The sequence below is a fragment of the Methylobacter sp. BlB1 genome (assembly GCF_015476545.1).
In the GTDB taxonomy this organism is placed as follows: Bacteria; Pseudomonadota; Gammaproteobacteria; order Methylococcales; family Methylomonadaceae; genus Methylobacter.
This window is the reverse complement of sequence record NZ_JADMKV010000106.1, coordinates 1-8,781: the sequence shown is the minus strand read 5'-3', so window position 1 is coordinate 8,781 and position 8,781 is coordinate 1. Positions and strand designations below refer to the sequence as shown.

Genomic DNA, 8,781 nt, shown 5'->3' with positions numbered 1-8,781 from the left:
GCATCAGCCTCAATTCATTCCGGGTCAGCGGCGGCATTTTGCTGATGCTGATGGCACTTTCCATGCTGCCGGCCAAAATCAGCGAGACCGTGCACACCAGAAAGGAAGCCAAAGAAGGCGAAGCCAAACAATCCATTGCCGTAGTGCCTTTGTCGATGCCGCTGCTGGCAGGGCCTGGCGCCATCAAAGCCATAGGATGATGATATGGACCCCTTTCACTACGACGGTCATATGGCCGTATGGTGAATGTTTCGTATGGTGAATTTGCCTTGGCAATCCACCAACAAGCGAAGCCTTAAAGCCGTAGTGTTCCGTTATGCTACCAGCCTGCTTGAAATGGCGGTTTGTTGCGCGAAACCATCCTACTTGCTAGAGGTTGCAATGGAAAAATTCTATTGGTATGACGAATGTGTAAATTGCCATCAAGGAAGATTAATAATTACGGAAGATATAACTAATAAAAGGCTGTATTTACATTGTGAAGAGTGTGAATATGGATGGCTCGATCCTTCTCATGCTGGTGACGTAGGCGATGGCTTTTTGACCTTGCTAGAGGAGTTTGAAACGCAGAATCCTAGTATGGAGGTAATTAGAAAATACGGTTGGGAGTCGTTTGCGCGACATGAATTTTCTGAATAATGACCGTATGATGGATGAAGTGTAGGATGGATTGCCTTGGCAACCCACCAGCAAACGGCGCCTTAAAACCGTCTTGTTCCGCAATAATACCTAGCCTGTTTGAAATGATGGTTTGCTGCGCGAAACCGCCCTACTTACTGAAATAACAACTGTAATACTAAGGACTTGGGGTTATCCCAAGGTTAGCCGGGCTTAGGAGCGGATATAGGTTGAGCAACGTTTTTATAAACAGCTACAGCGTAGAAAAACGAGCTTAGCCGGGTAGTATCGGACCGGGAAATAATGGCTGAGCCAGAGCGCGCTGTAACGCCTCAAAATCAACCGGTTTGGTCAGATAACCATTGAAGCCGGCCGCCCGTGCCTGTTCGCGATCAACCTGCCGTCCATAGCCGGTCAACGCGATCAACTGCGTCGTTCTCAGCTCGGGATGTTCTCTAAGGGCTCGAGCCACCGCATAGCCATCCATGCCCGGCAGGCCGATATCGAGCAGTATGACCTGCGGCCGCTCAGTCAGTGCGGCGACCAAGCCCGCAGGTCCGCTATAGGCCAAACTTACAGTATGCCCTTCGCCAGTCAGCAGCACAGACAGGCTCTGAGCAGCATCGCGGTTATCATCGACGACGAGAATGCGCAGAGACCCTTCCGCCGGCTTCAGTGCTGTCGGAGAAGAAACCGAAACGACTGAGGCTTGCGGCAGGCAAGGCAGGCGAATGATGAATACACTGCCTTGGCCCCGGCCTGCGCTGGTAGCCCAGACGTCACCCCCATGCATGGTCACCAGGCTTTTGACCAGCGACAGGCCAATGCCCAGCCCGCCTTCGGAACGGTCGAGGGTACGGTCCACCTGGTAGAACAGTTGAAACAGGTTCGGCAGCGCCGAAGGCGCAATGCCCCGGCCGTTGTCACGGACTCGGATGAAGACATCATTGCCGACATGCTCAACGGTCAGCCAGATGGACCCGCCTTCATCGGTATACTTGGCCGCATTATTGAGCAGGTTCGAGACGACCTGCGCCAGCCGGACCAGATCGCCTTCAACGATGACCGGTTCAGGCGGCAGTTGTACCGTAAGTTCATGACGGCGAGTTTCGATCAAGGGCTGAGTGATTTCCATGGCCCGCTGCACAATAGCCGATACTGCAAGAGACTCCTTCTTGAGCTCGATTTTGCCACGACTGATGCGCGAGACATCCAGCAGGTCATCCACCAGACGCGCTAAATGTTCGACTTGACGGTCGATGACATTGCGGCACCAGGCCAGCCGCGTTTCGTCCAGATCCGGACGTTTCAGGATCTGCGCGGCGTTGCGGATCGGGGCCAAGGGATTGCGCAGCTCGTGAGCCAGCATGCCCAGGAACTCATCCTTTCGTCGATCCTCGTTCCGAAGCGCTTCCTCAATGTGCATGCGCTTGGCAATCTCGGCTTCAAGCGCAATATTGGCAGATTGCAGTTCCATAGTCCGTGCCTCAATGCGTGCCTCCAGTTCCTCATTGGCCTTGCTCAGAGCATCCTGCGCCTGGCGCAACTCTGTTAGATCGTTAACCACAATGGCATAACCCGCTTCAACTCCTCCGATAGGGGCAGGACTGATCGCCAACATTACGGGTATCAGACTACCATCGGCGCGGATCATGGACAGATCGTCGCGGTGAGGTTTCTCCTCAGCGCTTTCAAGCAATGCCGCAAAATCTGCTGCATGGAGCGGATGCACAAAGCGCTCGATGTCTGCACCAGTCATTTTAGCCATTGCAACGCCTATCAGATCTGCAAACCATCGGTTAGCATAGAGAATTGTCCGGTCGGCAGAAACGACCAGTATCCCTTCGTTCAGCGTATCAAAAAGACGTTTATAGATGGTATCCGTCCCTTCCAGGGTATAAACACGATGTTGACCGTCATTGTAGACGACTACGGCATCCACGTTAGCGGCACGAATGGCGTTCAGGGTGTCTTGCGCTTCCTCCAGGCGCAACGTCAGGTCGTGGATTTTGAGCAGCAGCTCCTGATTCTTTTTATTGTCAGGATTCACTGTGCGCCTCCTTTTCCAGGACCGGTTTCGGGCGGCGATACAGCTTCATGAGAGTGCGTTCTTGGCCAGAGAGCGTGTCGGCCGGCTTGCTTAGCATGGGCATGAACGGCAATGCTATGCTTGTTCTTTGATCGTTCCGGTGCCTGGCAGTGGCCGCTATCGATAACGGCCGAATCATGGCGGCCAGCTAACGCTGGTCCAACTACGCGGTGGCTATTAAAGAGAGCCCGAGCCGAGAACAACAGGGCGCCCTCCCCTGCACAGTGGCGCTGCCTGTAGCGGCCTCCGCAATGGGTCAATGCACGGGGGGCGCCTTCGTGATCACGGTTGGCCCGTGCTAAGTTTGCGTTCGCCTGTTCTGTAGGGTGCAGTTTCATTTGGGCATTTCCGGATGACGCAGATCCAAACCTACCAGTACCCGCTCGGTATTGGACAAGTCTCCAATAATCTTGCGTACCGGCGCAGGCAACTGGCGCACCAGTGTCGGGATGGCCAGGATTTGATCACCTGCAGCTAATTGCGGTTTTTCCAGTAGGTCGATCACTTCAACGCTATAGCGGCCTTTGAGATATTCTTCGCAGATCCGATTCAGATTGGCGCAAGCTGTCAGTGACTTGGGCGTTTGTCCTGCCACATAAAGCCGCAGTTGCCATATGTCTTCATCTTCAGATGGCTCGTTTACTATATGCTCGTGATGGCCTGACATGGTTCAGTTTTCGCTCTGCTGAGGGCCTGATGCGGCATCACCGTGACGCAGACGGCCCATTTCGTCACGATCACTTGCTAACGTGGTTTCCAGATGTTGCGCCTGCGCGATTGCCAGATCGATCTCTGACCGCTCTGCCTCGAACTGGGCATGCAGGGCAGCAATCTGCGCTTCAAGAACTGCTTGCTTGCGCTTCAATTGATTGCGATGGTGCTTGATCTCCTGCTCGCGTAAAACGCGCTCCGCCTCTTCCCGTGCCTCCTGGGTAAAACGGGCAGCACCCGTCAGAACGCCCATCGGGCCAGTATAGACGTCGCACAGTTCGATACCGTGATCACCAATAAGGAATTCGCGGATCTGGTTGGAATGGGCCATCCCTCTCGACTTTACAATCTGAATGCCTCGATTGCGCTCGCCACTGCTTTCGATGGCAGTGAGCATCAGCCAAGTGTCCATTAATGAAGAGATGCCTACTTGGGAGCGCTCCAATGCTGCTCCGCCCGGGGTCAGGCTGGTAAAAACAGCACTGATCTGCTGACTTTTCAGCCAATCGATTAAGCGCGCCAGCATGGCCTCGGACTCGGCGAGAGTCCCTGCGGCTATCAGGTTGGTCACCGGGTCAACTATCACCAGGCTGGGCCGGAAATCTTCCACCAGCCTATGGATTTTAGCCAAGTGCATTTCCAGACCGTAGAGCGTAGGCCGCACTGCATGTAAATTCAGAAGGCCCTGCTGTACCCATGGCGCCAAGTCAAGACCCACGGCATGCATATTGCGAATGATCTGCTGGGGCGCCTCCTCGAACGGCAGGTAGAGGACGCGTTCCCCTCGGCGGCACGCGCCGTCTGCGAAAGAGGCCGCAAAAGTGGTCTTGCCCATGCCCGCCGTGCCGCTGAGCAGCACGCTGCTGCCCCGAAAGATGCCCTTGCCGCCGAGCATACTGTCAAGACCTGCGATGCCGGTAGAGATGCGATCGGTACAGACTGCATGATCAAGGCGCATCGAGGTGACCGGCAGCACGGAAATGCCGTCTTCGTCAATGAGGAAGGGATATTCGTTCGTGCCATGCGTGGAACCGCGGTACTTCAGTACGTGCAGGCGGCGGGTGGAAATCTGCTCGTGAACGCGATGGTCGAGCGTGATGACACAGTCGGAGACGTACTCTTCCATGCCATAGCGGGTGAGTGTCTCATTGCCGCGCTCGGCAGTCATAATGGCTGTGACGCCTCGGGTTTTCAGCCAGCGAAACAAACGCTGAAGCTCTGCACGTACAATCCCTTCATTAGGCAGGCCGGCAAAGAGCATCTCGAGGGTATCCAGCACGACCCGTTTCGCGCCGATCGAATCAATGGCATACCCCAGGCGGACAAAGAGGCCGTCCAGGTTATGCTCGCCCGTCGCCTCCATCTCGCTACGATCCAGGTGCACGTAATCAATGATCAGCTTTCCCTCTTGCACCAACTGCTCCAAGTTGAAGCCGAGAGAAACGAAGTTGCAGCTCAACTCCTCAACGGTTTCCTCGAAAGCTACGAAGACGCCAGGCTCGCCGTAATCGATGGCGCCGCGTACCAGGAACTCCATGGCCAGCAACGTCTTGCCCGAGCCGGGCCCTCCTGCTACCAGGACAACGCGGCCTTTGGGCAGACCGCCCTGTACAATCTCATCCAACCCCCGGATGCCGGTCGGCGTTTTGGCTAGGGATGGCCTCGGTAGACCCTGTGTTATTGTTTCTTTTTTTTCACGCATCTTTATTTACTATTCGTTGAAACAATACGACATCTGATGGTAAAGGCAAAGGCCTAGCTGACCTTGTACTGCAAAGCCACGGCCCGCACAGTATTGCCTGAAGCAACGGCTTCAGCCACTTGGCTGCATAAATCTTCTGAATAAGACTTGGGCACGATGGAAACAGGCTCATAGTGCTTAACAAGAATTTAGTTTATAGCAAGTTTTTTATTTCTTTGATTACATGGCAGATTAAACCATGACGGGTAGAGGTCTCGTTCGTTCCACTCAGTTCTTTCTGCACATCCCATCCTCAATACCCCGAGTTTCTGTCCTGACTTCATATGGTTAGTCATCCATCAGGAATCACTGGCTCTCCCCCCATTCTAAAGGTTCGGCGAAACCACCCTGCACCACATTCTCCTAGCATTACCATGTGGCTGACATTTACAAAACTAGCTTCAGGTATCCATCAGAACGGAATATCGTCATCAAAATCATCATAATCTGGCGGCGGCGGCATCGACGGAGCGTTGCCCTGGGACGGTTGGGGTCTTGAAGGCGGTGCGGCGTGACCGGACTGAGGCTGATCCATTCCAAAACTGGAAGTGCCTCCGCTGCGGCTGCCCAGCATATGCATTTCTTCCGCTATGATTTCAGTCGTATAACGATCCTGCCCATCCTGGCCTTGCCATTTTCTGGTTTGCAAGCGGCCTTCAACATAAACCTGACTGCCTTTCTTAAGATATTCGCCCGCTACTTCAGCTAAACGATTAAAAAATACAACCCGATGCCATTCAGTGGCTTCGCGTCTTTCATTCGTCTGTTTATCTTTCCATCTAAAAGTAGTCGCCAATCTAATACTGGTGACGGCACCACCTGAAGGCATATACCGAACTTCGGGGTCTGCCCCTAAGTTGCCTATCAACATCACTTTATTGAGCATCAATTTCTCCGCAATTTCTGTATTGGTCAATGATTATGCTTTTTATCATTGAACCTGGGCTTTAAAAAATTCTCTACTTTAAAAAATGTGATCGTAAAAACAAGTTAGACTATCATCGCATGTTTCCATAGGCTTTACTATGGAAGGAAAAGATGATCATCCGCCTTCATCGATTAATTTATAAGTATTTTCATCATTAACATTAAAAGCCTATTGACTTAAACTTCGTCTATCTTATTTTTTGGAGCTCTCATGCAATGGATTAAGCCCATGAACAACGATATAGATCGCTACAGATAAAAATGATTCATATTAAATCTTTTCTCAGTAACGTCTATATAATCTCGATATTAGCTGTGACAGCTATCCTGATTATCTTGAAGGACCTCCAATTCACTTTCGGAGGCTCACCGCCGCTGCTGCTCTTTTTAGTTGTAATTGCTTTCGCCGCCTGGCAAGGTGGATTGATCGCGGGGCTTTTCACTACACTGTTGAGCGCGGCGGCAAGCGTTTATTTTTTAATCGAGCCTTACGAATCGTTTTATATCGCCAAAGCCAGCGAAGAACTGCGCATTGCCCTTTTAGTAAGTATAGGCGCAATATTCAGCCTGATAGTTTCAATCTTATACAAGCGGGAAAAGCAGGTATTGCATAAGGTCATGGAGCGAGAGGAACAGCTTAAAAAGGAAATCACTGAGCGCAACAAGGCAAAAGCGGAGCGCGACTTATATGTCGAACTCGCCAAAAGCAGCACCGAATTTATCGGCATGTGCGATATGGAATTTATGCCTTTTTTTATCAACAATGCCGGCTTGCGCCTCGTAGGTCTGGATAGTCTCGAGCAAGGGCTAAAAACACCGGTCAAAGAATTCTTTTTTCCGGAAGATCAGGAATTCGTCATGAATGAGTTCTTCCCCATGGTATTGAAGAACGGCCGTAATGTTAGTGAAATCCGCCTGCGGCACTTTAAAACCGGCGAAGCCGTATGGATTATCTACAATGTCTTCACGCTAAAGGACTTAAACGGCAAAATAGCTAGCCTGGCCACAGTAAGCATGGACATCACTGACCGCAAGCGAGTCGAGGAAGCTTTGCGAGAAAGCCAAATCGATCTGAATCGCGCCCAGGCAGTTGCTCATGTTGGCAGTTGGCGCATGGACATTCACAAAAACATACTGGAATGGTCAGACGAAAATTATCGAATTTTTGGTGTCTCCAAAGGCACGCCTTTGACCTATGAGTCTTTTCTTGACGCTGTCCATCCCGCAGACAGGGAATTGGTCGACAAAACCTGGAAAGAGGCGCTTGCCGGCAAGCACTACGACCTTGAGCACCGGCTGATAGTGGGAAAAAAAATCAAATGGGTACGTGAACTGGCTGAACTGGAATTCGACGAGCATGGCTCGCTGCTAGGCGCCTTCGGCACAACTGAAGATATTACCGATATCAAAGGGGCTCAAGAAGCACTGCATCATGAACGCGCCTTCCTCAGACAAGTCATCGACGCGGCCCCTAGCATGATTTTCGTCAAAGATAAAGAAGGACGGTTCATCTTAGCCAATAATAGCTTGGCTCACTGCTATGGTACAGATCCGGAAGGCTTGATCGGTTTGACTGATGCGGACTTCAATTTCGATGGTGACGAAGTAACTCATTTCCGTCAAGATGACCTCGATGTGATACACAACCGCAAGCCCAAAATTATTCCTGAAGAGAAAGTCACCTGTCGGGATGGCGTCATCCGCTGGTACAGCACCGTCAAGATTCCGCTATTTGAGGACGACAATAGCTGTAATAAGCTGCTGGGCGTAGCATCCGATATTACCGAGCGCAAACGCGCCGAAGAAGCGCTACGCCTGGCGGACCGACGTAAAGACGAGTTTCTGGCGATGCTGGCCCACGAGCTGCGCAATCCGCTGGCGCCCATCCGCAATGCCGTGCAGTTGCTGAAAATGCTGGAACCGACTGATCCCAAGCTGGCATGGAGCCGCAATGTCATTGATCGCCAAGTGACTCATATGGCCCGGCTGCTTGATGACCTGCTGGATGTGGCGCGCATCATGCAAGGCAAAATCCGGCTGAATATGGAGAGGTTCGAGCTTACCGAGATTTTGAATAATGCGATTGAAACCAGCCGCCCTCTGATCGAATCACGCGGCCAGGAATTGATCATCTCACAGACTACGACGCCGCCATGGATCGAAGGCGACCGTATTCGGCTGGCGCAGGTATTGTCCAATTTGCTGAACAATGCCGCCAAATACACCAGCGAAGGCGGAAAAATCACGCTCAGCGTAATGCGGGAAGATTCCTCTGCCGTCATCGAGGTACGGGACACGGGCATAGGCATCTCTCCCGATATCCTGCCGCAGATATTCGACCTCTTCACCCAGGCCGACCATTCTCTGGCCCATGCCCAAGGCGGACTGGGCATCGGGCTGACGCTGGTGCGGGAGCTGATCGAAATACACGGCGGCACGGTTACGGCCTCGAGCGCCGGCATCGGCCAGGGCAGCACCTTTACGGTGCGGCTGCCGGCATTAGCGATGCCATCCTCCGCTATTGAATCCGTGCAGGCAAAATCCGTGTTGCCGATGCCCAAATTCCGCATTCTGGTGGTCGATGACTATGCCGATGCGGCCGAGAGCCTGACGATGCTGCTGCAGGCGGAAGGGCATGCGGTGGAAACCGCCGACTGCGGCCTGAAGGCGCTCGAGCGGGCGCAGGCGTTCCGGC

Annotated in this window: 8 protein-coding genes; 3 read left to right on the top strand and 5 right to left on the bottom strand. The window is 52.6% G+C overall.

Annotation, left to right across the window (positions count from 1 at the left end):
• Positions 1–200 (top strand): MarC family protein (locus IT781_RS20985; RefSeq protein WP_305076267.1); only part of this gene is annotated, 200 nt, incomplete at its 5' end.
• 55 nt (positions 201–255) lie between these two features.
• Positions 256–639 carry a hypothetical protein gene (locus IT781_RS20980; protein ID WP_228779331.1) on the top strand — a complete coding sequence of 128 codons (384 nt, stop codon included), beginning with the start codon at positions 256–258 and terminating at the stop codon, positions 637–639.
• A gap of 253 nt (positions 640–892) precedes the next feature.
• On the opposite strand, the gene IT781_RS20975 is transcribed toward IT781_RS20980, so the two are convergent.
• The 5 genes from IT781_RS20975 to ssb form a co-directional block, all read right to left on the bottom strand.
• Positions 893–2,668 carry an ATP-binding protein gene (locus IT781_RS20975; protein ID WP_370527066.1) on the bottom strand — a complete coding sequence of 592 codons (1,776 nt, stop codon included), beginning with the start codon at positions 2,666–2,668 and terminating at the stop codon, positions 893–895.
• The gene (locus IT781_RS20970; RefSeq protein ID WP_194972123.1) at positions 2,665–3,045 is read right to left on the bottom strand and encodes a hypothetical protein; all 381 of its coding nucleotides are present in this window, start codon (positions 3,043–3,045) and stop codon (positions 2,665–2,667) included. The genes IT781_RS20975 and IT781_RS20970 overlap by 4 nt, the downstream gene beginning before the upstream one ends.
• Entirely contained in the window at positions 3,042–3,374 is a 333-nt protein-coding gene (gene kaiB, locus IT781_RS20965) for a circadian clock protein KaiB (RefSeq protein ID WP_194972122.1), read from the bottom strand. Before kaiB ends, IT781_RS20970 begins: the two co-directional genes overlap by 4 nt.
• A 3-nt stretch (positions 3,375–3,377) precedes the next feature.
• Positions 3,378–5,120, bottom strand: coding sequence for a circadian clock protein KaiC (gene kaiC, locus IT781_RS20960; protein ID WP_194972121.1), 1,743 nt, complete (start codon positions 5,118–5,120; stop codon positions 3,378–3,380).
• A 451-nt stretch (positions 5,121–5,571) separates the two neighbouring features.
• A complete protein-coding gene (gene ssb / locus IT781_RS20955) occupies positions 5,572–6,045 on the bottom strand; it encodes a single-stranded DNA-binding protein (protein ID WP_194972124.1) in 474 nt (157 codons plus the stop codon).
• A 356-nt stretch (positions 6,046–6,401) separates the two neighbouring features.
• On the opposite strand from ssb, the gene IT781_RS20950 reads away from it, so the two are divergent.
• Positions 6,402–8,781: PAS domain S-box protein (locus tag IT781_RS20950; RefSeq protein ID WP_370527064.1), on the top strand; the 2,380-nt coding region annotated here is incomplete at its 3' end.